Here is a 25,233-nt window from a genome sequence, read left to right on the forward strand (position 1 = left end):
CGCCCAGTTGGGCGGGCGGCCCGCCGGTCCGGGTGGGGGACCGGGCGGCGCGGCGACGGGCGGGCCGCCCGGCGCGGCGGACCAGGCCGTCCCGCCCGGGTGAGCCGCGACCGCCGGAATGCCCATCGATTCGGTTTGCGGTGGGCGCCCGGCCATTCCCTGGTGCCGCCCCACTTCGAACAGCAGCTGCGGCCCGTCCGGGTTTCCGATGTTGAGGCACTGACCGTCGTGGATCTCGACCACCGGCACCCGCCGGCCGTTCACGAAAGTGCCGTTGAGCGAACCGTTGTCGATCGCCAGCCACCGACCCTGGTCGAAGCGCAGCAACAGGTGCGCGCGCGAGATCAACGGGTGCGTGATGCGCATGTCGGCGCGCAGATCGCGCCCCACCACCACGTCGTGACCGGCGGCAAATGTGCGTTCTGACCCATCGAAACGAACCGTCAAGACGGGCGGGGCTGCTGAGCTCATCGGACCAACTGTAACTCGTGGACCCAAGGCCAACCTGAGGCCCAAATGTGCGTTGCGGGACCCGCTATCGTCAGTGGGCTAGCAGATCGGGGGCACCCGTGACCACGCACTGGGTGCGGGTGTAGATGGTGGCCATGCACTTGTTGCAGTGCGTGCACGCGGAATGCACGCTGTGCGCGGCGCCGTCGGCCGCGATCCGATTGATCAGGTCGGGTTCGGCCAGCAGCGCCCGGCCCATCGCGACGAATTGGAACCCTTCCGCCATCGCGAGGTCCATCGTCTCCCGGTTGGTGATGCCGCCGAGCAGGATCAGCGGCATGGTCAGCTCGGCGCGGAACAGCTTGGCGTGCCGCAACAGATAGGCCTCGCGGTAGGGGTACTCGCGCAGGAACTTCTTGCCCGTCATGCGCATGCCCCAACTCAGCGGCGGTTTGAACGCGCCGGCGAACTCCTTGAGCGGCGCGTCACCGTGGAACAGGTACATCGGGTTGACCAGCGAACTGCCCGCGGTGAGTTCGATCGCGTCGAGGCCACCGTCGTCCTGCAGCCACTTCGCGGTGGTCAACGATTCCTCGGTGGATATGCCGCCGCGGACGCCGTCGGTCATGTTGAGCTTGGCGGTCACCGCGATCGGCGTGCCCTCCTTTTCCACCGCGCGGCGCACCGCCATGACGATGCCGCGGGCCACCTTCGCCCGGTTTTCCAGCGATCCGCCGAACTCGTCGGCGCGGCGGTTGATCAGCGGGGACAGGAAAGCGCTCGCCAGGTAGTTGTGACCCAAGTGGATTTCAACCGCGTCGAATCCGGCCTCGATGGCCAGCCGCGCCGCGTTGGCGTGGCCCTCGATGACGTCGTTGATGTCGTCGCGGGTCGCCTTCTTGGCGAACCGCATTCCGATCGGGTTGAAGAACCGCACCGGCGCCAGCGCCCTGGCTTTATTGGATTTGGCGTTGGCGACCGGACCGGCGTGGCCGATCTGCGCGCACACCGCCGCGCCCTCGGCGTGAATCGCGTCGGTGAGCCGGCGGAATCCCGGCACCGCCTCCGGGCGCATCCAGATCCCGTTGCCCTCGGTGCGGCCGCCGGGGGAGACGGCGCAGTAGGCGACGGTGGTCATGCCGACGCCGCCCGCCGCGGGCAGGCGGTGGTATTCGATCAAGTCGTCGGTCACCAAGGTGTCGGGCGTGCGGGCCTCGAAGGTCGCCGATTTGATGGTGCGGTTGCGCAGCGTGATCGGGCCGAGCTTGGCCGGGCTGAACACGTCCGGAGCGGTTGACATATCGGGAGCTTAATGGCGATCGCGAGCGCGGCGAAGCCGGGCGTGGCGGGTCGCCATCATCGATGTCTGCCAGACTGTCAGGCGTGGGCGCAATCACACTGGACGGCAAGGCCACCCGCGATGAGATCTTCGTCGACCTCAAACAACGGGTGGCCGCACTGACCGCGTCGGGTCGCACCCCCGGACTGGGCACCATTCTGGTCGGCGACGACCCCGGGTCGCAGGCCTATGTCCGGGGCAAGCACGCGGACTGCGCCAAGGTCGGCATCACGTCGATCCGCCGCGACCTGCCCGCCGACATCAGCACGGCGACGCTGGAAGACACCATCGACGAGCTGAACGCCAACCCCGAGTGCACCGGCTACATCGTGCAGTTGCCGCTGCCCAAGCACCTGGACGAGAACGCGGCACTGGAGCGCGTCGATCCGAACAAGGACGCGGACGGACTGCACCCGACCAACCTCGGCCGGCTGGTGCTCAGCGTTCCGGCACCGCTGCCCTGTACCGCGCGCGGGATCGTGCACCTGCTGCGGCGCTACGGCGTCGAGATCGCGGGGGCGCACGTGGTCATCATCGGCCGCGGCGTGACGGTCGGACGCCCGCTGGGGCTGCTGCTCACCCGCCGTTCCGAGAACGCCACGGTGACCCTGTGCCACACCGGAACTCGCGATCTGGCCGCGTACACCCGGCAGGCGGACATTGTCGTGGCCGCCGTCGGGGTGCCGCACATGCTGACCGCCGACATGGTGCGTGCGGGCGCCGCGGTCGTCGACGTGGGCGTCAGCCGCACCGACAACGGGTTGGTCGGCGACGTCCACCCCGACGTGTGGGAGGTCGCCGGCCACGTGTCGCCGAATCCCGGTGGAGTCGGCCCGTTGACCCGGGCGTTCCTGCTCAGCAACGTCGTCGAGCTGGCCGAGCGGCAATGAGCGCTAGGTCCCTCGTCAGGGCCCAGTGGCCAATCCTGCTGGTCGGCTTGACCTTTGCCACGGCGCTCGTGCTGGTGGGGGCCAGCTTCTGGCGGCGCGGTTCGCTGCTGATCGGTATCGGTGTCGGTCTGGCGGCGGCGCTGCGACTGGTGCTCTCCGATGATCGGTCCGGCCTTTTGGCGGTGCGCAGCAAGGGAATTGACTTCATCACCACCGCGACGGTCGCGGGGGCGATGGCCTACATCGCCTGGACCATCGATCCGCTGGGCACCCGTTAGATACCTGGCACCGCCGGGATCTGCCCGGCCATGCCGGGGATCTGGCCGTTCATGCCGGGGATTTGCCCGTTCATGCCGGGGAGCTGCCCGGCCATTCCGGGCATCTGCGGCACCGCACCGGACAGATTGCCGCTGGCCAGGTTTGCCATCTGCTCGGGACAGTAGGTCTGTATCGCGATGGTGGTGAACATGCGCGCCATCATGGGGGACATGCCCCGGCCCGACACGCTGGACGCGGCCGCCGCGAAGTTGCCGCCCGGCTGGGCGAGCATCGGGCAGATGGATTGACCGACCGACATCGCGTTTCCCGGCTCGCCGAAGTCGATGCCGGCGTGGTTGAGCGCGTCGATGAAGTTATCGTCGGGGTTGTCCGCCCCGGCCGGCGCGGCGAACGCCGACGCCGCGGTGAGCAGGCCGGCGGCCACGGCCAGCAGGCGAACGGTCAGCGGCTGGTTCCGAAACACCCAGATCCAGTGATGCGTTCGTGAACGTGCCTTCATGCAGCCTCCCCCTCGTTCGTGGAGTGCGCCGGAAGCACTCGAATCACGTTACGAACTCTGAGCTATCACTGTCACGTTTGCGACACGGTGGGATAAAGCTTCGCACAATAAGCGTTTTGCGCGGCCGTCGCGGCCGCGGCGTCGCTTATTGGGCCGATGCGTGCCGTCAAGCCCCGCTGCGGATCGAGGCCACACTGTGATCTGACACGGCCGTAAGCTCCGGGCTTTTCGGTGAGAAATGTTTAAGAATCTCCGCACATGACGACGAATCGCAGCCGTCCGCTGGACCCCTGGTTGCAGAGGGACATCTCGCGCCAGGCCTTTCTTCGCGGCGCCGTCGGAATGCTGGCAACTGGCGCGGTTCTGGGCACCGCGCGGGCCGCCGCGGATCCCGTCGCCGGATGGGGCGGGCTGGCCTCCGCCATCGGCGGCGCCGTTGTTTTGCCGACCAACGCCGCCCAATTCGCCACCAGCAAAAAGGTTTTCAACTCGTTCTACGACAACTCCAGTCCCGCCGCGGTCGTGACGGTTTCGTCGCAGGCCGACGTGCAGAAAGCCCTCGCATTCGCGACGGCCAACAACCTCAAGGTCGCCCCGCGTGGCGGTGGGCATTCGTACGTCGGCGCGTCGAGCGCCAACGGCACCTTGGTCCTGGACCTGCGTGGACTTCCGGGTGGCGCCAAGTTCGACGGCAACAACGTCACCGTCACCCCGGCGACCACCCTGTACGCGATCCATCAGGCCTTGACCGGCGCCGGTCGCGCGATACCCAGCGGGACGTGCCCGACCGTCGGCGTCGCGGGACTCGCGCTGGGCGGTGGGATCGGCCCCGACACCCGGCACGCGGGCCTGACCTGCGACGCGCTGCAGTCGGCGACGGTGGTGTTGCCCAGCGGTGACGTGGTGACCGCCTCCGCCAACGACAACCCGGACCTGTTCTGGGCGCTTCGCGGCGGTGGCGGCGGCAATTTCGGGGTGACGACGTCGATGACGTTCTCCACCTTCGCGACGGCCGACAGCGACGTCGTGCGGCTCGACTTTCCGCCCGCGTCGGCCACCCAGGTGCTCGTCGGCTGGCAATCCTGGCTCAGCGCCGCCGACCGAAACACCTGGGGCATCGTCGATCTCATGGTCGGCTCCGCCCCGAACTGCCATGTCCTGGCAACATGCCCGGCGGGCGCGGGGTCGGGAGTTGCCGATGCGATCAAGTCAGCGGTCGGGGTGGCGCCCACGTCGGTTTCGAACAAGACGATGAATCGCACGGATCTGGTGATGTTCCTGGCCGGCGGTAGCGCCAACCCCCCGGCACGCTCCTTCGTGGCCGGATCCGACGTCATCGGGCCGGTGGATTCCACTGCGGCCCACGCCATTGCCACCGCGATAGGGCAGTGGCCCGCAGGCGCGGGACAGGCGTCGGTCCTCGTCGACCCGCTCGGCGGCGCCGTCGCGGACGTGGCCGCGGGTGACACCGCGTTCCCGTGGCGCAATCAGGCCGCCGTCCTGCAGTGGTATGTCGAACCTTCCAGCAGCCAGGTCAGCGCCGCGAACAGCTGGCTGAGCTCCGCACACCAAGCGGTGCAACAGATTTCGGTCGGCGGATATGTGAACTACCTGGAAGCCAACGGCTCACCGGCGCGTTACTTCGGATCGAACCTGTCACGGCTGACGACCGTGCGGCAGAAGTACGACCCGAACCGAGTCATGTTCTCCGGCCTGAATCTCTGAGGTCTCAGCGGCCGAGCAGGCGATTACGTTGCTCGACGTATTCCTCGTCGGAGATCAGCCCCTCGTCGCGCAGCCGGGCGAACTCGCGGATCTCGGCGGCGATCCCCGTCACCACGGTGCGCGGCTCACCGTCGGCGGGCACGTCCTCATCCGTATCGGCCGGCCGCTCCCTGATCGCCTGCGTACCAACGGGTGCCGCGATCCGCTGGTCGCGCCGGCCGACGGCGTCACGAATGGCGCGTCCGGCCGTGCCGGCCAGGGCCATCTCGCCGAGCGTGCTCTCGAAACCGGGCGCCACAGCCGTGGCGGCGGCGCCGACGGGCGCGGCCGGCAACGCGAGCGCGATCGGGCGTACCGCCGGCGTCGCCGCGACCCAGGTCGGCGGCACCGAGAGCCGGCCGATCGAGTCCGCCTCGCCCAGCCCGCCCGACATCGTCGTCGACAACACGTTCGGCGTCGTCGCCGGACCGGCTGGCGTCACCCCCCGCACTATCGATACGGGCGCGCCGTTGGCATCCCAATCGCTGACGATGTCATCGGTGTGCAAACCGGTTTCAGCACCGATCAGGTCGATGGGCATGGATACCGCCCCCAGCGGGGCCAATGGGGCGTCGACTCCGTACGCAATGGCGTCGGCGCCGACGTTGATCAGATCCAACGGCGTATTCACGCCGAGTGCGGACGCCGCGGTGCCCGCCGCCCCGGACGCCGAGCTCGCCGGCCCGGTGGCGGCCGAGACCGCGCTCCGCGTGGACCCGGCGGGCAACTGGGCGGCTTGGCTGAGCGCATTGGCCTGCGCCCCCGAGTTGGTGTTCTGCTGCGGTGGGGTGAACGGCGTCAGCTGCGTGGCCGTGGCCGAGGATCCCGCGTAGCCGTACATCGCGACGGCGTCTTGCGCCCACATCTCGCCGTACTGAGCCTCGGTCGCGGCGATCGCAGGCGTGTTCTGGCCCAACAGGTTAGTGGCGACCAGCATCGCAAGTTGGCTCCGGTTGGCCGCGACCTCCGGCGGCGGCACGGTTGCCGCGAACGCTGCCTCATAGGCCGCGGCGGCCGCAATGGCCTGCGTGGCGGTCTGCTCCGCCTGTGCGGCGGCCGCGCTCAACCACGACACGTAGGAGTTCGCGGCGGCGGCCATCATGGCCGATGAGGGACCCAGCCATGGTCCGGCGATGAGACCGGAGACCACCGATTCGTACGAGGCGGCGGCGGTATGTAGCTCCGCCGCAATCGATTCCCATGCCTGGGCGGCGGCAAGCATTGGTCCCGAACCCGGACCGGCGTACATCAGGCCCGAGTTGACCTCCGGCGGAAGCGTTGCGAAATCCATTGCACAACCGAACTATTCGAACGAGCGCGGGTCGGCCGGGTAAGCGGCAATTCCCCCAGCGATGGACGACAAAACTCTCCCCCTCAATGAATTTTTGGCGCGGCGTGGCTCAGCCTGCGCCGCGGCGTTGCGAATCGGTGTGCTCTGCGGTCAATGGCTCGCGACGCCGCGCCCCTCTCTGACCGGTTGGAGGCGTCGAACGTTGTCTTCATTCGACACCTCGGCGTCCATCCCTGTTCCCGCGCAACTGCATTCACCGTCGACGAGCGAGTCGTCCGCGGCCGGCCGCGGCAGCGGCTGGCCCTTACGCAGGGTTGCGATGAGTTCCCGGTAGGGACCGACCAGGTAAACGGTGTCACCGGCGCTGAGCCGGGAGTCGCGACGCGGGTGCAGCCGAACCGGGGCGTCCTCCCGAGTGATTGCGATGACACGCGTTTGTGTGGACACTTCGAACATCTGCAGCCCGTCGAGTTCGCTGCCGGCCTGCACGTACATCCCGCCAATCAAAAACGATCGGTTACCGACCGAGAACGTGCCCAGCACCTGCAGGCCCATCGCCGCGCCGATGAACCACGGTGCGGCCAGTTCGACTGTGGACCGGACGTTTTCGAAGCCGAACCGCTGGGCGACGGCGGAGCCCAGGTCATGGTCGTACACCCGCAGAACAAGCGGGACCTTGCTCCATCGATTGCCCAGCGGGGCGGGCTCGGAGCCCAGCATTTCGCGAACCACGATCCCGGTCTCGATGTTGACCATGTCGTCTCGGGTCAGCACCGCGACCGCGCGGGCGCTGTCGACCCGGGCCGCTTCCAGGGTCGGGCGTAGGGTCGCGTCCCCGAAGATGACCGGAACGTCGAGCTCGGCCGTCGTCGACAGGAAAGGATTGTTCTGGTCGCGCTCGATCACTGCCACGTCGTAACCGGCCTCGGTCAGGTCGGTGACGACCCGGACCCCGAGCGCGCTCAATCCGACCACGATGATGTGGTTGCGCAAGTGGCGTGCCCGCGGGCGTGCGGACAGCGTCAGAAAGCGCCGCGATAGCAGCACATCGGCGATGAAGGCGACAAGCAGAGCGGTGGTGGTCACGCCGGCCAGCATCAGTACGGCGGCGTAGAGCCGCAGCCAGGTCGGCTGTTTGGCGAAGCTGAAGTCGCCGTAACCCGTCGTCGTGATCGTCTCGTTGGTGAAGTAGAACGCGTCGGTCCAGGACATCCCAGGGTGCGTGTAGGAGAAATGCAGCAGCGTCGTCGAGCCGATGACCAACAGCATCAGCGCGGCGATCACGGGGTAGAACGCGGGGTTGACCTCGTCGGGCAGGGCACGTGCGGCATACAGGACCCGGCGCACTCGCGACTGGCGTGCACGCATGCGGTCCCGGCGCGGCACCTTGACGCCGCAGGCCGCGACCTCCTCGGTGGTACCGATCATCGCCGTCCAGTCGCCTGCGCTGACCCGCAGGTCCCGCCCCGGGCATACCAGGACCTCGCCGGCGTTGGCCGCGTTCTCGTTGGGGACCATCGCTACCGGGGCGAGGTCGCCGTAGATCTCCCGCAGCGACGCATCGAACGGGGCCTCGGCGCCGAAGGCGACGAAGTCGATCCCCGCCACCTCGAACGGGTGCGTGGTGCGCGCCAGGCAAGCCTCGACCACCGCAGCGCCCGCGAGGTCGGCAACACCGAGGATGGCGTTCGGGCCCTCGTCCGCGGCAACGGCCTCGCGCAGTACGTCATTGGCCACCCGGGCCACCACGCGGATGTCCGGGTTGGCCTTCCGCGCCAGCAGCGCAATCTCCAGATTGGTCGCGTCGTCATCTCCGGCGCACACCACAGCCGACGCCGAGGCGACTCCCGCCCTGGCGAGTTCGGTCTTGACGCGGGCGCCGGCGAGTTCCGCATCCAGGAGCCTCGCGACGCGCGCGCCCGCCCTCTTCAGCTCGTCGACGATGGTCGACGCCAGCGCGTCATCACCGCTGACGATGATGCACTGGGTCATGACGTTCCACTCCTCCGCAAAACACGGTGTCCCTTCCCCTGAACATTGATCTGGACTGGTGGCTTCACGCGTCCGGCCGGGCAGTCACGCGAAACCGATGTGGCACAAGCACTTACTGTGCCGAGACGGATATCGCGCGCTACTCCAAGGAAATGACGATCGAATTCGATGCTAACAGACAGATTCAGGATGCGGCGCGCACGAACTCGTCTGTCCCGCAGATGAAGCGCACCGCGACGCCGCATTTCGGACTCTGAATTAACTGGAGCACAAGAGAACTCAATTTTTACAAGCGCGGATTGTGTCAAATGGTATAAAGGAAGTGATGCGATGGCACCCAGAAAGGCTGCTGTACAACACCTTTGATTTATCTGTGCGTTTACTGTCGATCTCGGACAACCCGCGCGCAACCTGTTATGGGGCGAAGTGCCTTACCTCTCAACGGTGTTGACGCGGAGCGCCAATCCATTCGAAATCCGAGCCTTTATTACCAATGGCGTCATATTTGTTACGTGCAAGTCAACCGCTGAGAGTGTGCTGGCAGTTCTTCTGGTAATTTCCTGTGTTTATCGATGCTGGCCTGATAAGGCGGGGCGACAAAAACAATTGCGGCAGATACGCTTTCGGCGAAGCGGCATGGCTTGCCATTAAGATGTTCACGTATGGGGGGAAGGAATATGTTCTGTGCCAGCATCTTTGGCTGATAGGCGTCCTGGCGAGCACAGGGCATGGTCATCCCTGTCCGACGTGTGCAAGCGGGGCTTCCTCGGCAAGCCCTTGATCAACTCGCAGCTCGAGCACGAGAAGCTGTCCAACCCGGTTGCGCTCGGGGTGCTGTCACCCGACGCGATCTCCTCGACCGCATACGGGTCCGAGCAGATCATGATCGAACTGTTGCCGGCAGCGGGGATGGCCGCGTTCGCACTGCTGCTGCCGATCACCGGCGTCATCCTCTTGATCCTGGTGTTGGTCGCCGCGTCCTATCGGCAAGTTGTCATGGTCTATACGCGGTCCGGCGGATCGTACGTGGTCGCACGCGAGAACTTCGGTCCTCGGGTAGCGCAGGTCGCCGCCGCGGCGCTGCTGATCGACTACGTGGTCACGGTCGCGGTGCAATGCGCCGCCGGGACGGTCGCGGTGGCATCGGCGTTGCCGGTGCTGGGCCCCTACAGCCTCGAGATCACCGTCGGAATGGTGTTGTTGATGTGCTTTGCGAACCTGCGCGGTCTGCGCGAAGCGGGGGCCCGTTTCGCGGTGCCCACCTACGCGTTCGTGGCCATGGTGTCGCTGACCATCGTTGTCGGGGTCATCCGCGAGCTTTGCGGAAACCTGCCGACATACGATGCCCAGCACATCGCCGGAGCGGTGCCGGTTCACCAGGGCGGCGGATTGGTGATGGGCGCGACGGTTCTGATTGTGTTGCGCGCGTTCGCCAACGGTGGCTCGTCACTGACCGGAGTCGAAGCCATATCGAACACAGTCACCACTTTCCGCAAGCCGGAAGGCATCAACGCCCGGCGAGTGATGACGATCATGGCCTGCATCCTCGCGTTCTTGCTTGCGGGCGTGGCGTGGCTGACGCACGTGACCCATGCCGTCCCGTACACCGACGGATACCCCTCCATGTTGTCTGAGATCGCGCGGGCGGTCTTCGGGCACGGCGCGATCGGCGGGGTGCTCTACGCGTTGGTGCAGGCGTCGACCGCGGCGATCCTCTACACCGGTGGCAACACCAGCTTCAACGGCTTCCCCGCGCTGGCGAGTTTCGTTGCCGGAGACCGGTTTTTACCGCGTCCGCTGATGAAGCGCGGCCATCGCCTGGTCTTCTCCAACGGCATCATCGCCCTGACCGCCCTGTCGATCGCGTTGCTCCTCATCACCGGGGGCTCGGTTGATGCGTTGGTGCCCTTCTACGCGATCGGCGTGTTCACCGGATTCTCGATGGCGGGCTATGGGATGACCAAGCATTTTCTGAGCACGCGCGGCCCAGGTTGGCGGCGCAAGGTGGTGGTCAATTTCTCCGCCGGGATCCTGTCGACCGTCGTGGTGGGGATCTTCGCGGTCGCCAAGTTCAGCGAGGGCGCCTGGCTCATCGTCGTCGTCTTCCCGCTGCTGGTGCTCGCGCTGATGCGGCTGAACCGGCAGTACCGCGCGGAGGCTTCCGTGCTGGAGATGTCACGCACGGAAAAGCCGGTGCTGGCCCGCTACACCCGGCACCGGGTGTTGGTCTTCGTGGACGCCATCGACCTTGCGGAGGTCGAAGCGCTGCGGTATGGGAATGGACTGCACGCCGACGAGCTGACCGTCGTGCATTTTGTGATCGACGCCGATCATGCCGCCCGGCTGCAGAAGCGTTGGGAGGTCTTCGAACACGACACCCCGCTACGTTTGGTGGCCTGTCCCGATCGGCACCTGGGCCGCGCGGCGCACGAGTTGGTTCTGCAGCTGCTCAAGGAGCATCCGGACACCAAGGCGACGGTGCTGCTGCCACGCCGGACTTATTCGCCGCTCGTCGGCCGACTGCTGCACGATCGCACGGCAGACAAGATCGCCCGCGCCGTCAGCCGCATTCCGGGTGCGGTCGCGCAGATCGTGCCCTATGACATCGAGTCCCGCATCGCGGAGGTCACCCGCGCGGGATGACGTTATCCGGTCTCGAGTTGGCCCGGTCCTTGTCCAATGTCTTGAAAGCCCGCGAGGAAGGGATGCTGTGACGCAGCCGAGTGGCGGGATACCGCTCTCCATTACCGACAAGTGCAAGCGAATTTTCCTGGGACAGCCGCTTACCACCGATCAGCTGGACGGGGAGAGGTTGTCGAATCCCGTTGCACTCGGCGCGCTCTCACCCGACGCGATTTCCTCGACCGCGTACGGCACCGAGCAGATCATGATCGAACTGCTGCCGGCGGCCGGGATGGCGGCTTTCGCGTTGGTGCTTCCGATCACCGGGGTCATCCTGGTGGTCCTCGCTTTGGTGGCCGCGTCCTACCGCCAGGTGGTCATGATCTACACGCGGGCCGGTGGGTCCTACACGGTCGCGCGGGAGAACTTCGGCCCACGCGTGGCGCAGGTCGCGGCGGCCGCGCTGCTCATCGATTACGTGGTCACCGTGGCGGTGCAGCCCGCGGCCGCGACGGTGGCGGTGGTGTCGGCGATCCCTCAGCTGCGGCCCTATCACCTGGAGATCACGCTGGCGGCGGTGGTCCTGATCTGCCTGGCCAACCTGCGCGGGCTACGACGGTCGGGGCGCACGTTCGCGATGACGACCTACGCGTTCGTCGGCATGATCACCGTGACGATCCTGACCGGATTCGTTCGTGAAATGATCTGGGGATTGCCGAGATACGAACCGCAGCACATCGCAGGCGCGGTGCCGGTGCATCAGGGCAGCGGGCTGGTGATGGGTGCGACCATCCTGATTGTGTTGCGCGCGTTCGCAAACGGCGGCACCTCACTGACCGGCCTCGAGGCGGTGTCCAACACCGTCAACGTCTTTCAGGAACCCCGGGGTGTCAACGCCCGTCGGGTGCTGACGCGGATGGCCTGCATCCTCGGCTTCCTGCTCGCGGGCGTGGCGTGGCTGACGCACGTCACCCACGCCACGCCCTATCGCGATGAATACCCGTCGATGCTGTCCGAGATCGCCCGGGCGGTGTTCGGCCACGGGGTGATCGGGAATGCCCTGTACTTCCTGGTGCAGGCGTCGACCGCGGCGATCCTGTTCACGGGTTGCAACACCAGCTTCAACGGCTTCCCCGCGCTGGCGAGTTTCGTTGCCGAGGACCGCTTCTTGCCTCGCCCCCTGACCAAACGCGGCCATCGCCTGGTGTTCTCGAACGGGATCTTCGTGCTGACCGCGCTGGCGATGGTGCTGCTCGTCGTCACCGAAGCCAAGGTGAGCGCGCTGGTGCCGTTCTTCGCGATCGGCGTGTTCACCGCGTTCGCGATGGCCGGCTACGGCATGGCCAAGCATCATCTGACCCGGCGCGGGCAGGGATGGCGATTCAAGCTGGCGGTGAATCTGTCGGCGGGAATCATGTCGACGATCGTGGTGGGAATCTTCGTGGTGGCCAAGTTCACCGAGGGCGCCTGGCTCATCGTCGTCATCTTCCCCTTGCTGGTGCTGGCCTTGATGCGGCTGAACCGGAAGTACCGCGACGAGGCGTCCGTGCTGGAGATGTCGCGCACGGAAGACCTCGACCTTGCGCGCCATCCGCGACTGCAGGTGCTGGTGTTCGTGGACACCATCGACCTGGCCGAGATCGAGGCGGTTCGCCTCGGCTATGGCCTGCACGCCGACGAGCTCACCGCGGTGCACTTCGTGATCGACGTCGACCATGCCGTCCGGCTGCGCGAGCGCTGGGATCGCTTCGAGCACCACACCCCGCTGTGGCTGATCAACTGTCCGGACCGTCATCTGAGCCGGGCCGCGCACGAATTGGTGCTGCGCGTCCTCAAGGACCATCCGGACACCAGGGTGACGGTGCTGTTGCCGCGCCGCACCTATTCGCCGCTGTTGGGCCGGCTGCTGCACGACCGCACGGCGGACAAGATGGCGCGTGTCGTCAGCCGCGTTCGGGGTGCGACGGCGATCATCGTGCCCTACGACATCGAGTCACGGATCGCGCGGGTGGCCCCCGCCGACGTTGATTCTCGCGCCGCCGAAGTGGTTGATCCGGTGCCGGCTGCTACGGGATGAGGATGATGACGACCCGCAGTGCCGCTACTCGGACAGCGTCGCCCGGATGCACACGGTGACATACGGCAGCGCCAGCCCGGTGGAATTCGCCAGCGCCGGATGGGTGGCCAGCAACTCGCGCACCTGCTCCAGGGTCCTGGTGCGGACCTCGGTCGGTGAGGTGATGCAGTAGCTGCGCGATGCGACCAGATCGATCAAGGCTTGCGGCGTAAGGTAATTCGTCCACTCGACCTGGTGGCGCTCCGGCTCGGTGAACGACTCGGACAGCGTGACGTCGAAACGGCTCCGGTCGCCGTCGGAGCCGATGATGTCGCCCAGCTCCCGCACCCAGCCCAGCCGCTCGTCGCGGGTGTTCCACACCAGGCCCAGCCGGCCACCCGGCCGCAGCACGCGGGCAATCTCGGGAATGGCGCGCTCGGGGTCCACCCAATGCCACGCCTGCGCGACCAGCACGACGTCGACGCTGTTGTCCGGCAACGGGATCCCCTCGGCGGTGCCCAGCAGCGCCCGGGTCTCCGGCAGCGAGGTGCGCAGCACTTCCAGCATGTCGGGAATCGGGTCGACGGCCACCACGTCCAGGCCGCGCTCCACCAGCCGGGTGGTCAGCTTGCCGGTGCCCGCACCCAGGTCCAGCACCTGTCGCGCGCCGCGCGGTAACAGCCAGTCGATGGCCTCCGGGGGATAGGAGGGGCGTCCACGCTCGTAGGCCGCGGCCGCCGAACCGAACGACAGGGAGCGGTCGTGGCGAGAGCGGGTCACCGCCGACACGCGCCTTCGCCGTCCGCCGAGCCGGCAAGATCCAACGTCTTGCGGATCAGCTCGCCGACCGCCTCGGATTCCACCAGGAAGCCGTCGTGCCCGCAGATGGAGTCGACAACGTGCAGACCGCTGCAGCCCGGCAGCAGCTCGGCGAGCTCCTCCTGCAAGCGCAGCGGGTAGAGCCGGTCGGAGGTGATGCCGCCGACCACGGCCGGCACCGGGCAACCGCTGAGGGCCTTGCGCACCCCGCCGCGGCCGCGGCCGACGTCGTGGCTGTTGAGCGCCTCGGTCAGCGTCACGTAGCTGCCCGCGTCAAAGCGGGCCAGCAGCTTGTCGCCCTGATGCTCGAGGTAACTCTGTACGGCATACCGGCTGTCCTCGACGCCCTGCTTGTCGTTGCCGAACCGGGTGTCGAGCTCCGCCTCCCCGCGGTAGGTCAGGTGCGCGAAGCGGCGGGCGATGGTCAGGCCGGTGTCCGGGGTGCGGCCGGTGCCGTGGTAGTCGCCGCCCTGCCAGTTCGGGTCGGCCTTGATGGCCGCGATCTGCGTGGTCTGCGTGCCGATCTGGTCCGCGGTCGCGCGCGCGCCGACCGCCAGCAGCAGGCCGGCGCGGACCCGGCTGGGGTGACCGACCATCCACTCCAAAGCCCTTGCGCCACCCATGGATCCGCCGACCACTGCGGCCACCTCGTCGATCCCGAGCGCCGCCAGCGCGGCGATGTCGGCCTCCACCTGGTCGCGCACCGAAATCATCGGAAACCGTGAGCCCCAAGGCTTTCCGTCCCGCGCCAGCGAGCTCGGTCCGGTCGAACCGCGACAACCGCCCAGCACGTTGGTGGCCACGGCGCACCAGCGGTTCGTGTCGATCGGCGCGCCGGGCCCGGCCACCCCGTCCCACCAGCCGCCGGTGGGATGCCCGGGTCCGGCGGGGCCGGTGATGTGCGAGTCGCCGGTCAGCGCGTGCAGCACGACCACCACGTTGTCGCGGGTCGGCGACAGCTCACCCCAGCGCTGAACCGCGATGCAGACATCCTCGATCACCGCGCCGCTCTCGGTGGTCAGCGAGCCGATGTGTACCAGGCCGATCTCGCCTTCGGCGGGCAGCGTCTGGGTTCCGACGTCGGAGATCGTCATCGCCGCGGCCCTTAGAACGCCGCCACGGCTTGCGGGTCGGCGCCCGAGGTTTGCGCGTCCGCACCGTACTTGCGCGCCGCGGCGAACCCCAGCTCCAGGTCGGCAAGGATGTCGTCGATGCCCTCGATGCCGACGGCCAGCCGCACCAGTCCCGGGCTGACCCCGGTGCTCAACTGCTCGGCCGGGCTCAGCTGCGCGTGGGTGGTGGACGCCGGGTGGATCACCAGCGAGCGCACATCGCCGATGTTGGCGACGTGGCTGTGCAGCTTCAGGGCGTTCACGAACGCCTTGCCGGCCTCGACGCCGCCGGCCAGCTCGAAGGCCAGCACCGCACCGGTTCCCTTGGGCGCCAGCTTCTTCGCCCGCTCGTGCCACGGCGAGCTGGGCAGCCCCGCGTAGTTCACCGACAGCACGCCGTCGTGGCCGGCCAGGTACTCGGCCACCCGTTGCGCGTTGGCGACGTGGCGCTCCATGCGGAGGCTCAGCGTTTCGATGCCCTGGGCCACCAGGAACGCGTTGAACGGCGAGGCCGCGGAGCCGAGGTCGCGCAGCAGCTGCACGCGCGCCTTGAGCGCATACGCCGGCGGCCCGAGCTCGGCGAACACCACGCCGTGGTAGCTGGGATCGGGCGTGGTGAATCCGGGGAAGCGGCCCTGCGTCCAATCGAAGGTGCCGCCGTCGACGATGACGCCGGCGATCGCCGAGCCGTGACCGCCGAGGTACTTGGTGGCCGAGTGCACCACGATGTCGGCGCCGTGCTTGAACGGCTGGATCAGATAGGGCGTGGCGATGGTGTTGTCGACGATCAGCGGTATCCCGTTGGCGTGCGCGACGCCGGCCACCCCGGGGATGTCCAGCACGTCGATCTGCGGGTTCGAGATCGTCTCGCCGAAGAACGCCTTGGTGTTCGGTCGCACCGCGGCCTGCCAGGAATCCAGGTCGTCGGGGTCGTCGACGAAGCTGACCTCGATGCCGAGCTTGGCCAGCGAATAGTGGAACAGGTTGTACGTGCCGCCGTAGAGCCGCGGGCTGGAGACGATGTGATCCCCGGCACACGCGAGGTTCAATATGGCGAAGGTCTCAGCGGCCTGCCCGGAGCTCAGGAAGAGCGCGGCCACACCGCCCTCGAGCGCGGCGATGCGTTGCTCGACGACGTCGGTGGTCGGGTTGCCGATCCGGGTATAGATGTTGCCCGGAACCTCCAGACCGAACAGGGCGGCGGCGTGGGTGGTGTCGTCGAAGACGTACGACGTGGTCTGGTAGATCGGCAGGGCCCGGGCGTTGGTCGCCGGGTCCGGGTGCTGACCGGCGTGCACCTGCTTGGTGTCGAAGGACCAATTCGCACTCGGATCACTGTTGTCGTCGCTCATGGAAAGCTTCCCCTGTCTGGCTCAGGGGCCCGTCATGGCGGACCCGCGCTTGCCGGATAGCCGCTGCTATGGCTACTCAACCTGGTCATCACCCGGGGCACCCCACCGCGGTTGGAGGGTTGCCGGCCAGCAAGCCGGGGCTTGATGCTGGCGCTCATGACCAATACGAAGATTAGCTTACTGTGCCGACTTCGTGCCAATGGCAGGTCGACACCTGCCCAAACGCCCTTGATAACGTGGCAGGAAGAACGCTGAGCCCCCCAGGGATCTGACCGATTCGAAGATTTTTCACGCCGGGAGAGGGACCGTGAGCGCCGAACAGCCGACCGTCATCTACACACTGACCGACGAGGCGCCGTTGCTGGCGACCTACGCGTTCCTCCCGATCGTGCGCGCCTTCGCCGAGCCGGCGGGCATCCAGATCAAGACCAGCGACATCTCCGTCGCCGCCCGGATCCTCGCCGAGTTCCCCGAGCACCTGACCGAAGAACAGCGGGTCCCGGACAACCTGGGGGAGCTGGGCCGGCTGACGCAGCTGCCCGACACGAACATCATCAAGCTGCCGAACATCAGCGCCTCGGTGCCCCAGCTGATCGCCGCCGTCAAGGAACTGCAGGGCAAGGGCTTCAAGGTTCCGGACTTCCCGCAGAGCCCGAAGACCGACGAGGAGAAGGAAATTCGCGCCCGCTACGGCAAATGCCTGGGCAGCGCGGTCAATCCGGTACTGCGCCAGGGCAACTCGGACCGGCGCGCGCCCAAGGCCGTCAAGGAGTACGCCCGCAGGCATCCGCACAGCATGGGGGAGTGGTCGCCGGCCTCGCGCACCCACGTCGCGACCATGCGGCACGGCGACTTCTACCACGGCGAGAAGTCGATGACGCTGGACCGCGCGCGCAACGTGAAGATGGTGCTGGAGACCAAGGGCGGGAAGACCCTCGAGCTCAAGCCCAAAGTCGAGCTCCGCGAAGGCGACGTGATCGACAGCATGTTCATGAGCAAGAAGGCCCTGGTCGAGTTCTACGAGGAACAGATGCAGGACGCCTACGAGACGGGAGTGATGTTCTCACTGCACGTCAAGGCGACGATGATGAAGGTCTCGCACCCGATCGTCTTCGGCCACGCCGTCAAGGTCTTCTACAAGGACGCCTTCGCCAAGCACCAGGAGCTGTTCGACGAGCTCGGCGTCGACGTCAACAACGGATTGGTCGATCTCTACAGCAAGATCGAGTCGCTGCCCGCCTCGCTGCACGAGGAGATCATCCGCGACCTGCACGCCTGCCACGAACATCGCCCCGAGCTGGCCATGGTCGATTCGGCCAAGGGCATCACCAACTTTCACTCGCCCAGCGACGTGATCGTGGATGCCTCGATGCCGGCGATGATCCGGGCGGGCGGCAAGATGTGGGGCGCCGACGGACGGCAGAAGGACACCAAGGCCGTCAACCCCGAGTCGACGTTCTCCCGCATCTACCAGGAGATCATCAACTTCTGCAAAACCCACGGGCAGTTCGACCCGACCACGATGGGCACCGTGCCCAACGTCGGCCTGATGGCGCAGCAGGCCGAAGAGTACGGGTCGCACGACAAGACGTTCGAAGTCCCCGAAGACGGCGTCGCCAACATCGTCGATCTCGACACCGGGGAAGTCCTGCTCACGCAGAACGTCGAGTCCGGCGACATCTGGCGGATGCCCATCGTCACCGACGAAGCGATCCGCGACTGGGTCAAGCTGGCCGTCAACCGGGCGCGGAATTCGGGCATGACGGTGGTGTTCTGGCTGGACACCGAACGCCCGCACGAAGTCGAGCTGCGCAAGAAGGTCAAGGAGTACCTCAAGGAGCACGACACCGAGGACCTGGACATCAACATCATGCCGCAGGTTTGGGCCATGCGGTACACGCTGGAGCGCGCGATGCGCGGGCAGGACACCATCGCCGCGACCGGAAACATCCTGCGCGACTACCTCACCGACCTGTTCCCGATCCTGGAACTGGGCACCAGCGCCAAGATGCTGTCCATCGTGCCGTTGATGGCCGGCGGCGGAATGTACGAAACGGGGGCCGGCGGTTCGGCGCCGAAGCATGTCCACCAGCTGCTCGAGGAGAATCACCTGCGCTGGGACTCCCTCGGTGAATTCCTCGCTCTGGGAGCGTGTTTCGAAGACATCGGGATCAAGACCGACAACGAGCGCGCCAAGATCCTGGGCAAGACGCTCGATGCCGCCATCGGCAAGCTGCTGGAGAACAACAAGAGCCCGTCGCGCAAGGCCGGCGAACTCGACAACCGCGGCAGCCAGTTCTACCTGGCGCTGTACTGGGCGCAGGAACTCGCGCAATCCGACGACGAAGAGCTGCGCGAGCACTTCGCCGCGCTGGCCAAGTCGTTGGGCGAGAACGAGGACACGATCGTGGCCGAGCTCGCCGAGGCGCAGGGCGAGGCGGTCGACATCGGTGGCTACTACTACCCGGACAGCGAGAAGACGACTGCAGTGATGCGGCCGAGCAAGACGTTCAATGAAGCGCTGGCCGCTTCGCAAGGCTCGTAGGGTTAGGGCCGCCAAGAGAAAGTCGGGCTCGATATGTCAGGCGAACACAAGATCAAAGTCAAAGGGCCCGTAGTCGAGCTCGACGGTGACGAGATGACCCGCGTCATCTGGAAGTTCATCAAGGACATGCTGATCCTGCCGCATCTCGACATCAACCTGGACTACTACGACCTTGGCATCGAGAACCGCGACCGCACCAACGATCAGGTGACGATCGACGCCGCCTACGCCATCAAGAAGCACGGGGTGGGCGTCAAGTGCGCCACCATCACCCCCGACGAGGCCCGCGTCTCCGAATTCAACCTGAAGAAGATGTGGCTGTCACCCAACGGCACGATCCGGAACATTCTGGGCGGAACCATCTTTCGCGAGCCGATCGTGATCTCCAACGTGCCGCGCCTGGTGCCGGGCTGGACCAAGCCGATCGTCATCGGCCGGCACGCCTTCGGCGACCAATACCGCGCGACGAACTTCAAGGTCGACAAGCCGGGCACCGTCTCGATCACCTTCACACCGTCGGACGGCAGCAAGCCGATGGTGCACGAGGTGGTGTCCATCCCCGAGGACGGCGGCGTCGTGATGGGGATGTACAACTTCAAGGAGTCCGTCCGGGACTTCGCGCGCGCCTCGCTCGCCTACGGCCTGAACGCCAAGTGGCCGGTGTACCTGTCCACCAAGAACACCATCCTCAAGGCCTACGACGGCATGTTCAAGGACGAGTTCCAGCGCATCTACGACGAGGAATTCAAGGACAAGTTCGAGGCCGAGGGGCTGACCTACGAGCACCGGCTGATCGACGACATGGTGGCGGCCTGCCTCAAGTGGGAGGGCGGCTACGTGTGGGCCTGCAAGAATTACGACGGCGACGTCCAGTCCGACCTGGTCGCGCAGGGCTACGGATCCCTGGGGCTGATGACGTCGGTGCTGATGACCGCCGACGGCAAGACCGTCGAGGCGGAGGCCGCGCACGGCACCGTCACCCGGCACTTCCGCCAGTACCAGGCCGGCAAGCCGACGTCGACGAACCCGATCGCCTCGATCTTCGCCTGGACGCGCGGGCTGCAGCACCGCGGCAAGCTCGACGACACCCCGGAGGTGATCGAGTTCGCCCAGACGCTGGAGAACGTCGTGGTCGAGACGGTGGAGAGCGGGAAGATGACCAAGGACCTGGCCATCCTCATCGGCCCCGACCAGGAATGGCAGCAGAGCGAGGAGTTCCTCAACTCGATCGCCGAGAACCTGGAAAAGAAGCTGGCTAACTAGCCGAGGGGTTGGCGCCGCGGCTCGCGGTAGTGCACTCGTCGAGGAAGTCGGTGATCAGTTCGGCGACGCGCTCGGGCGCCTCGAACATCGGGATGTGCCCCACGCCGTCGAGCTTGGTGACCTGGTGGTCGTCGGGCAAATGCGTGGTGAAATGCCTGCTGAACCGGGGTGCGGGCACAATCCGGTCCTTCTCGCAGATGACCAGGTGCGCCGGGACCGCGTTTTCGGCCAACTCCTGCAGGCCGTGCAGCAGCAGCGACTTGACCAGCAGCTGGAAGTAGGCCGGGCAGTGGGCGACGTCGTCGATGCAGCCCAGCAGTTGGTCGTCGCTCACCCCGTCGGGCCGGGCGCTGATCGCGTAGGTGGCCAGCTGGCGGCTGAACGGCAGGCGCATCACCTTCGGGCCGAACAGCCACGCCAGCACCAGCAGCGGAATGCCCAGGATGAACTTGGCGATCACCTCGAACTTGGCCGGGCTCCAGCGCGTCCACCCGCCGGCCGGGGCGATGCCCATGACGCTGCGCGCACGGCCGCGCCGCTCGAGTTCGAACGCGACCCAGCCGCCCAGCGAGTTGCCCACGATGTGGGCGGTGTCCCAGCCCAGCTGGTCCATCTGCTGTTCCACGTGGTCGGCCAGGACCGCGGAGGACAGAAACCAGGTGCCGGCGGAGGGGCCGCCGTTGTGGCCGGCCATCGTCGGTGCGAACACCTCGTACCGCCCGGTGTCGGCCAACCGCCGGGCGACGTCCTCCCATACCGCCTGGGACAGCAGGAATGGGTGCAGCATCAGGACGGGCTCGCCCGACCCGAGGTGGATCGGTGGCCGCGTCCCCGTGTTGGTGTTCGTCCTCTTGCTCCCCATACCGCCGACACTAAATGCGGTACCGCCGGTACCGCAAGCGAGCGCGCAGCGCCCCCGCCCGCGCGCGAACGTGAAGCTGGCCGCACACTCGGCGACGAGTGTGAAGCTGGCCGCACACTCGGCGGCGGCAGGTGCCCCGAAAGGCCCGCGTGAAAAGATCGGTGCATCATGAGCACCGCTACCGGATCCCGCCGGATTTTCTCCGGCGTGCAGCCCACCTCCGATTCGCTCCACCTGGGGAACGCCCTGGGTGCCATCACCCAGTGGGTCGCGCTGCAGGACGATCACGAACCCTTCTTCTGCGTGGTCGACCTGCACGCCATCACCATCCCCCAGGATCCCGGCGCGCTGCGCCGCCGGACCTTGGCCACCGCCGCCCAATACCTGGCGCTCGGCATCGACCCCGCCCGCAGCACGATCTTCGTGCAGAGCCACGTGCCCGCCCACTCCCAGCTGGCCTGGGTGCTGGGCTGCTTCACCGGCTTCGGGCAGGCGTCGCGGATGACGCAGTTCAAAGACAAGTCGGCCCGCCAGGGCGGCGACTCCACCACCGTGGGCCTGTTCACCTATCCGGTGTTGCAGGCCGCCGACGTGCTGGCCTACGACGCCGAGCTGGTGCCGGTGGGTGAGGATCAGCGTCAGCATCTCGAGCTGGCGCGCGACGTCGCCCAGCGGTTCAACAGCCGGTTCCCCGACACGTTCGTGGTTCCCGACCTGCTGATCCCCAAGGCCACCGCCAAGATCTACGACCTGCAAGACCCGACGTCGAAGATGAGCAAGTCGGCGGCCACCGATGCCGGCCTGATCAACCTGCTCGACGATCCCGCCGCGTCCGCGAAGAAGATTCGCTCGGCGGTCACCGACAGCGAGCGCGAGATTCGCTTCGACACCGACGCCAAGCCGGGCGTGTCCAACCTGCTGACCATCCAATCGGCGGTCACCGGCGTCGGCATCGAAAAGCTCGTCGAAGGTTACGCCGGGCGGGGTTACGGCGACCTGAAGAAGGAGACCGCCGAGGCGGTCGTCGAGTTCGTCAGCCCGATCAAGGCGCGCGTCGACGAATTGCTTTCTGACCCAGCCGAATTGGAGGGGATCCTGGCGGCCGGGGCGCAGCGGGCCGAGGATGTGGCCGGCGAAACCGTCCGGCGGGTCTACGATCGGTTGGGTTTCCTTCCGCAGCGAGGATGAGTTCACCATGAGCGAGCCGGCCAACGCGGGCGCCCTCGACCGGCTGCGGGCCCGGTACGGATGGCTCGACCACGTCGTGCGCGCCTACCAGCGCTTCGACGACCGCAACGGCGGGTTCTTCGCGGCCGGCCTCACCTACTACACGATCTTCGCGCTATTCCCTTTGCTGATGGTCGGTTTCGCCGCCTTCGGGTTCGTCCTGGCCAGGCGGCCCGAGCTGCTGAAAACGATCGACGACCACATTCGGTCCCAGGTGACCGGCGCCCTGGGCGATCAGCTGCTCGACTTGATGAACTCGGCGATCGACGCGCGGGCGTCGGTGGGTGTCATCGGCCTGGCCACCGCGGTCTGGGCGGGCCTGGGCTGGATATCGCATCTGCGCCAAGCGTTGACGGAGATGTGGTGGGACGAGCGCATCGAGTCGCCGGGCTTCGTGCGCAACAAGCTCTCCGATCTGTTGGCCATGCTGGGGACGTTCGCGGTGATCATGGCCACCGTCGGCCTGACCACCGTCGGCCACGACGCCCCCCTGGCCGCGGTGTTGAAATGGCTTGGGGTGCCGCAGCTGTCGGTATTGGATTGGCTCTTTTGGCTGTTGTCGATCGTGATCTCGACGGCCATCTCGTGGTTGCTGTTCACCTGGATGATCGCCCGGCTGCCGCGCGAGAAGGTCAGCCTGGCCGACTCGGCGCGCGGCGCGCTGATGGCGGCGATCGGATTCGAAGCGTTCAAGCAAGTGGGTTCCATCTACCTGCGGGTGGTGTTGCGCAGCCCCGCGGGCGCCACGTTCGGCCCGGTGCTGGGTCTGATGGTGTTCGCCTACATCACCTCGTATCTCGTGTTGTTCTGCACGGCATGGGCGGCGACGGCATCCGATCACCCGCGCACCCGCCACGTCGCACCGCCCGCGCCGGCGATCATCGCCCCGCGCGTGCAACTGGACGAGGGGATCAGCACGCGGCAGACGCTGACCGCGATGGCGATGGGAGCCGTTGCGGGGCTGACCCTCTCCCGCCTCACCCGGTGGCTGCGCTAGCCGCCGAGGGCCGCGCGCATGCGTTCGGCGAACACCGTGGCCGCCCTCAGCGGGCGGACCATCACGGTGATCTCGTCGATGAGGCCGTCCCCCCGCGTGTGCAGGAAGTCGCAGCCCTGGATCTCCAGGTCCGCAACGGCGGCCCTGAACATGAGCGCGTGATCGCCGGTGCCCACACCGGAGAGCTTGTGCAGCACGGCGTCGGGGCGAATAGGCTTCCGACGCGGTCGAATTCGCCGGCTTCCACGGCGCGGCGGAAGGGGTGGCCGCTCACAGTCCGAGCGTCCTGCCGATGCCCACCGTGACGGCGGCGGCGAAGATCGCGACGGTCGCGGCGACGTTGCGTGGTTCGCGAAGGTACGCGTGCGAGGCGATTGCGCCCACCATGACGATCGCGAACCCGAATGCCGCGAGCGGGGTGAGGAACGCGGCGATACCGACCAGCCGGGGCAACAGAATTCCGATGGCGCCCAGCAATTCACAGAACGCGGTGACACGGATCACCGGCAGCGGGAACGGCGTTACGCCCGTTTGTCCGCTGGCGATCAGCCGGTCTTTCGGTTGACTGATCTTGGCCAGGCCGGACGCGGTAAACAGCGCGGCGAGCGCGACCTGTAGCGTCCAAAGCAACACATTCATCATTACCTCCCACGTCGATGGCTGTTCACCTCTATGACGTGGCAGGGCCGCATGATGTGACACCGACTAGGTGGTCACTCGCCAGTCGCCCCGGACCATGACCGCGCTGACCCGCAGATCGCGGTCCAGCACAACAAGATTGGCGTCGTGGCCGGCGCGCAGGCTGCCCACCCGCTCGAGGCCGAGCGCCCGCGCCGGCGTCGCCGACGTCGTCTGCGCCGCGACGGCCAGTCCCGCATCGGCATGCACCGCGCGGAACAGCCGATCCATGGTCGCGGTGCTGCCCGCGATCGTCGACGTCCCGCGCACCCGCGCCACACCGGAGACCACGTCGACGGCCACCGCACCGAGGCGGAACGCCCCGTCACCGCGGCCGGCCGCGGCGATGGCGTCGGTGACCGCGGCGACCCGCTCGGGCCCCGCGGCCCCGAGCACCGCGCGCACGACGGCCGGGTGCACGTGCACGCCGTCGGCGATCAGTTCGACGATGACTCCCCGGTTCCGCAGCAGGGCGAGCACCGGCCCGGGCTCGCGGTGGTGCAGCGGCGGCATCGCGTTGCACAGGTGGGTGCCGACGGTGGCGCCGAGCCCGATCGCGTGTTCGGTCTGCTCGTAGGTGGCGTTCGTGTGTCCCACGGCCACAACCACTCCGGCGTCGCGAAAGCGCCGGATCGCCTCGTCGGCCCCGGGCAGCTCGGGTGCCAGGGTGACCATCCGGATCGCGCCGCGGCCCGCGTCGAGCACGGCGTCGATCTCGGCCGGGTCAGGGTCGCGCAGCTGGGCCGGGTCGTGTGCCCCGCAACGGGCCCGGGAGAGCCACGGCCCCTCCAGGTGGATGCCGGCGACGGTGCCGTGCCGGGCGGCCTCGGCGAGCGCGCGCACGCCGGCGAGCAACTCCGCGGGCGAGGCGGTCACCAGGCTGGCGAGCGTTGTCGTGGTGCCGTGCCGCAGATGGAATTCCGCCGCGCCGGTGATGCCGTCGCGGTCGGTGTAGGAGGCGCCGCCGCCGCCGTGCACGTGCATGTCGATGAACCCGGGCACCACGGTGGCGTCGGGGAAGTGCGCGTCGGCCGGCCGGGGCGGGACGCCCGCGCCGCAGGCGGCGATCCGCCCGCCGTCGGTCTCCAGCCAGCCCGGCCGGCGGACCTGCCCGTCGAGCACCGTGGTGCCCGCGGCGATCATGACCATCGGCCGCCGTTTTCCCAGAAGTGGCGGATTTCCTCCAGCTGGCGTCC

Annotated in this window: 19 protein-coding genes, 2 pseudogenes and 1 riboswitch; of the genes and pseudogenes, 9 read left to right on the forward strand and 12 right to left on the reverse strand. The window is 67.3% G+C overall.

The features are described from left to right. Both A5697_RS10615 and A5697_RS10620 read right to left on the reverse strand, forming a co-directional pair. Positions 1–471 (reverse strand): FHA domain-containing protein (locus A5697_RS10615; RefSeq protein WP_156673244.1); only part of this gene is annotated, 471 nt, incomplete at its 3' end. A 70-nt stretch (positions 472–541) separates the two neighbouring features. After that, positions 542–1,750, reverse strand: coding sequence for an NADH:flavin oxidoreductase (locus A5697_RS10620; protein ID WP_068010296.1), 1,209 nt, complete (start codon positions 1,748–1,750; stop codon positions 542–544). An 83-nt stretch (positions 1,751–1,833) separates the two neighbouring features. Between A5697_RS10620 and A5697_RS10625 the strand changes: the two genes are divergently transcribed. Continuing rightward, positions 1,834–2,679, forward strand: coding sequence for a bifunctional methylenetetrahydrofolate dehydrogenase/methenyltetrahydrofolate cyclohydrolase (locus A5697_RS10625; RefSeq protein ID WP_067949885.1), 846 nt, complete (start codon positions 1,834–1,836; stop codon positions 2,677–2,679). Beyond that, positions 2,676–2,957, forward strand: coding sequence for a DUF3017 domain-containing protein (locus A5697_RS10630; RefSeq protein WP_067949887.1), 282 nt, complete (start codon positions 2,676–2,678; stop codon positions 2,955–2,957). The genes A5697_RS10625 and A5697_RS10630 overlap by 4 nt, the downstream gene beginning before the upstream one ends. Here the strand turns inward: A5697_RS10630 and A5697_RS10635 are convergent. Next, entirely contained in the window at positions 2,954–3,457 is a 504-nt protein-coding gene (locus A5697_RS10635; protein WP_068010298.1) for a DUF732 domain-containing protein, read from the reverse strand. The two genes, A5697_RS10630 and A5697_RS10635, sit on opposite strands and share 4 nt — an antisense overlap. A gap of 294 nt (positions 3,458–3,751) precedes the next feature. On the opposite strand from A5697_RS10635, the gene A5697_RS10640 reads away from it, so the two are divergent. Beyond that, on the forward strand, positions 3,752–5,182 hold the full coding sequence (locus A5697_RS10640; protein ID WP_068010307.1) for an FAD-binding oxidoreductase: 1,431 nt from the start codon (positions 3,752–3,754) through the stop codon (positions 5,180–5,182). Between the two features lie 4 nt (positions 5,183–5,186). Here the strand turns inward: A5697_RS10640 and A5697_RS10645 are convergent, their stop codons facing one another. Then, the gene (locus A5697_RS10645) at positions 5,187–6,512 is read right to left on the reverse strand and encodes a PPE domain-containing protein (protein WP_068010299.1); all 1,326 of its coding nucleotides are present in this window, start codon (positions 6,510–6,512) and stop codon (positions 5,187–5,189) included. A 258-nt stretch (positions 6,513–6,770) separates the two neighbouring features. Further along, positions 6,771–8,504, reverse strand: a pseudogene (locus A5697_RS10650) (NAD-binding protein); the annotation flags it as partial. A 696-nt stretch (positions 8,505–9,200) separates the two neighbouring features. Here A5697_RS10650 and A5697_RS10655 point away from each other — a divergent pair. Together A5697_RS10655 and A5697_RS10660 are read left to right on the forward strand one after the other, a co-directional pair. After that, positions 9,201–11,129 (forward strand): annotated as a pseudogene (locus tag A5697_RS10655) (APC family permease); the annotation flags it as partial. 85 nt (positions 11,130–11,214) lie between these two features. Beyond that, the gene (locus A5697_RS10660) at positions 11,215–13,203 is read left to right on the forward strand and encodes an APC family permease (protein ID WP_082953329.1); all 1,989 of its coding nucleotides are present in this window, start codon (positions 11,215–11,217) and stop codon (positions 13,201–13,203) included. 24 nt (positions 13,204–13,227) lie between these two features. On the opposite strand, the gene A5697_RS10665 is transcribed toward A5697_RS10660, so the two are convergent. The 3 genes from A5697_RS10665 to A5697_RS10675 are packed head-to-tail and all read right to left on the reverse strand — an operon-like array spanning position 13,228 to position 16,465. After that, a complete protein-coding gene (locus A5697_RS10665; protein ID WP_068010309.1) occupies positions 13,228–13,962 on the reverse strand; it encodes a class I SAM-dependent methyltransferase in 735 nt (244 codons plus the stop codon). Then, positions 13,959–15,095, reverse strand: coding sequence for a homoserine O-acetyltransferase (locus tag A5697_RS10670; RefSeq protein ID WP_067949893.1), 1,137 nt, complete (start codon positions 15,093–15,095; stop codon positions 13,959–13,961). Before A5697_RS10670 ends, A5697_RS10665 begins: the two co-directional genes overlap by 4 nt. 11 nt (positions 15,096–15,106) lie before the next feature. After that, the gene (locus A5697_RS10675; RefSeq protein ID WP_067949895.1) at positions 15,107–16,465 is read right to left on the reverse strand and encodes a bifunctional o-acetylhomoserine/o-acetylserine sulfhydrylase; all 1,359 of its coding nucleotides are present in this window, start codon (positions 16,463–16,465) and stop codon (positions 15,107–15,109) included. 40 nt (positions 16,466–16,505) lie between these two features. Next, positions 16,506–16,627, reverse strand: a riboswitch (SAM riboswitch). A gap of 145 nt (positions 16,628–16,772) precedes the next feature. Between A5697_RS10675 and A5697_RS10680 the strand changes: the two genes are divergently transcribed. Together A5697_RS10680 and A5697_RS10685 are read left to right on the forward strand one after the other, a co-directional pair. Then, entirely contained in the window at positions 16,773–19,010 is a 2,238-nt protein-coding gene (locus A5697_RS10680; protein ID WP_067949897.1) for an NADP-dependent isocitrate dehydrogenase, read from the forward strand. Positions 19,011–19,043: 33 nt separating this feature from the next. Then, entirely contained in the window at positions 19,044–20,273 is a 1,230-nt protein-coding gene (locus tag A5697_RS10685) for an NADP-dependent isocitrate dehydrogenase (RefSeq protein ID WP_067949899.1), read from the forward strand. Here the strand turns inward: A5697_RS10685 and A5697_RS10690 are convergent. Next, a complete protein-coding gene (locus A5697_RS10690; protein ID WP_067949910.1) occupies positions 20,266–21,063 on the reverse strand; it encodes an alpha/beta fold hydrolase in 798 nt (265 codons plus the stop codon). The genes A5697_RS10685 and A5697_RS10690 overlap by 8 nt on opposite strands. Before the next feature lie 240 nt (positions 21,064–21,303). Here A5697_RS10690 and trpS point away from each other — a divergent pair, with 240 nt between their 5' ends. Both trpS and yhjD read left to right on the forward strand, forming a co-directional pair. Then, on the forward strand, positions 21,304–22,323 hold the full coding sequence (trpS, locus tag A5697_RS10695) for a tryptophan--tRNA ligase (RefSeq protein WP_068010302.1): 1,020 nt from the start codon (positions 21,304–21,306) through the stop codon (positions 22,321–22,323). A gap of 7 nt (positions 22,324–22,330) precedes the next feature. Continuing rightward, a complete protein-coding gene (gene yhjD / locus A5697_RS10700; protein ID WP_067943809.1) occupies positions 22,331–23,359 on the forward strand; it encodes an inner membrane protein YhjD in 1,029 nt (342 codons plus the stop codon). Here the strand turns inward: yhjD and A5697_RS10705 are convergent. The 3 genes from A5697_RS10705 to nagA all read right to left on the reverse strand — a co-directional run bounded on the left by A5697_RS10705 (position 23,356) and on the right by nagA (position 25,186). Then, positions 23,356–23,556: a hypothetical protein gene (locus A5697_RS10705; RefSeq protein WP_068010303.1), complete on the reverse strand. Its 201-nt coding sequence runs from the start codon at positions 23,554–23,556 to the stop codon at positions 23,356–23,358. The genes yhjD and A5697_RS10705 overlap by 4 nt on opposite strands. Positions 23,557–23,629: 73 nt before the next feature. Further along, positions 23,630–23,998: a DoxX family protein gene (locus A5697_RS10710; RefSeq protein WP_068010312.1), complete on the reverse strand. Its 369-nt coding sequence runs from the start codon at positions 23,996–23,998 to the stop codon at positions 23,630–23,632. 66 nt (positions 23,999–24,064) lie between these two features. Further along, a complete protein-coding gene (gene nagA / locus A5697_RS10715; RefSeq protein WP_068010305.1) occupies positions 24,065–25,186 on the reverse strand; it encodes an N-acetylglucosamine-6-phosphate deacetylase in 1,122 nt (373 codons plus the stop codon). Positions 25,187–25,233: the final 47 nt, after the last annotated feature.

This window comes from Mycobacterium sp. E3251, assembly GCF_001666835.1.
Taxonomy (GTDB): Bacteria; Actinomycetota; Actinomycetes; order Mycobacteriales; family Mycobacteriaceae; genus Mycobacterium.

Excerpts from the sequence above, each read along its gene's own strand:
- A5697_RS10620 (WP_068010296.1), bottom strand. The coding sequence starts at position 1,750 with ATGTCAACCGCTCCGGACGTGTTCAGCCCGGCCAAGCTCGGCCCGATC.
- A5697_RS10630 (WP_067949887.1), top strand. The coding sequence starts at position 2,676 with ATGAGCGCTAGGTCCCTCGTCAGGGCCCAGTGGCCAATCCTGCTGGTC.
- A5697_RS10635 (WP_068010298.1), bottom strand. The coding sequence starts at position 3,457 with ATGAAGGCACGTTCACGAACGCATCACTGGATCTGGGTGTTTCGGAAC.
- A5697_RS10645 (WP_068010299.1), bottom strand. The coding sequence starts at position 6,512 with ATGGATTTCGCAACGCTTCCGCCGGAGGTCAACTCGGGCCTGATGTAC.
- A5697_RS10670 (WP_067949893.1), bottom strand. The coding sequence starts at position 15,095 with ATGACGATCTCCGACGTCGGAACCCAGACGCTGCCCGCCGAAGGCGAG.
- A5697_RS10675 (WP_067949895.1), bottom strand. The coding sequence starts at position 16,465 with ATGAGCGACGACAACAGTGATCCGAGTGCGAATTGGTCCTTCGACACC.
- A5697_RS10685 (WP_067949899.1), top strand. The coding sequence starts at position 19,044 with ATGTCAGGCGAACACAAGATCAAAGTCAAAGGGCCCGTAGTCGAGCTC.
- trpS (WP_068010302.1), top strand. The coding sequence starts at position 21,304 with ATGAGCACCGCTACCGGATCCCGCCGGATTTTCTCCGGCGTGCAGCCC.
- yhjD (WP_067943809.1), top strand. The coding sequence starts at position 22,331 with ATGAGCGAGCCGGCCAACGCGGGCGCCCTCGACCGGCTGCGGGCCCGG.
- A5697_RS10710 (WP_068010312.1), bottom strand. The coding sequence starts at position 23,998 with ATGAATGTGTTGCTTTGGACGCTACAGGTCGCGCTCGCCGCGCTGTTT.
- nagA (WP_068010305.1), bottom strand. The coding sequence starts at position 25,186 with ATGGTCATGATCGCCGCGGGCACCACGGTGCTCGACGGGCAGGTCCGC.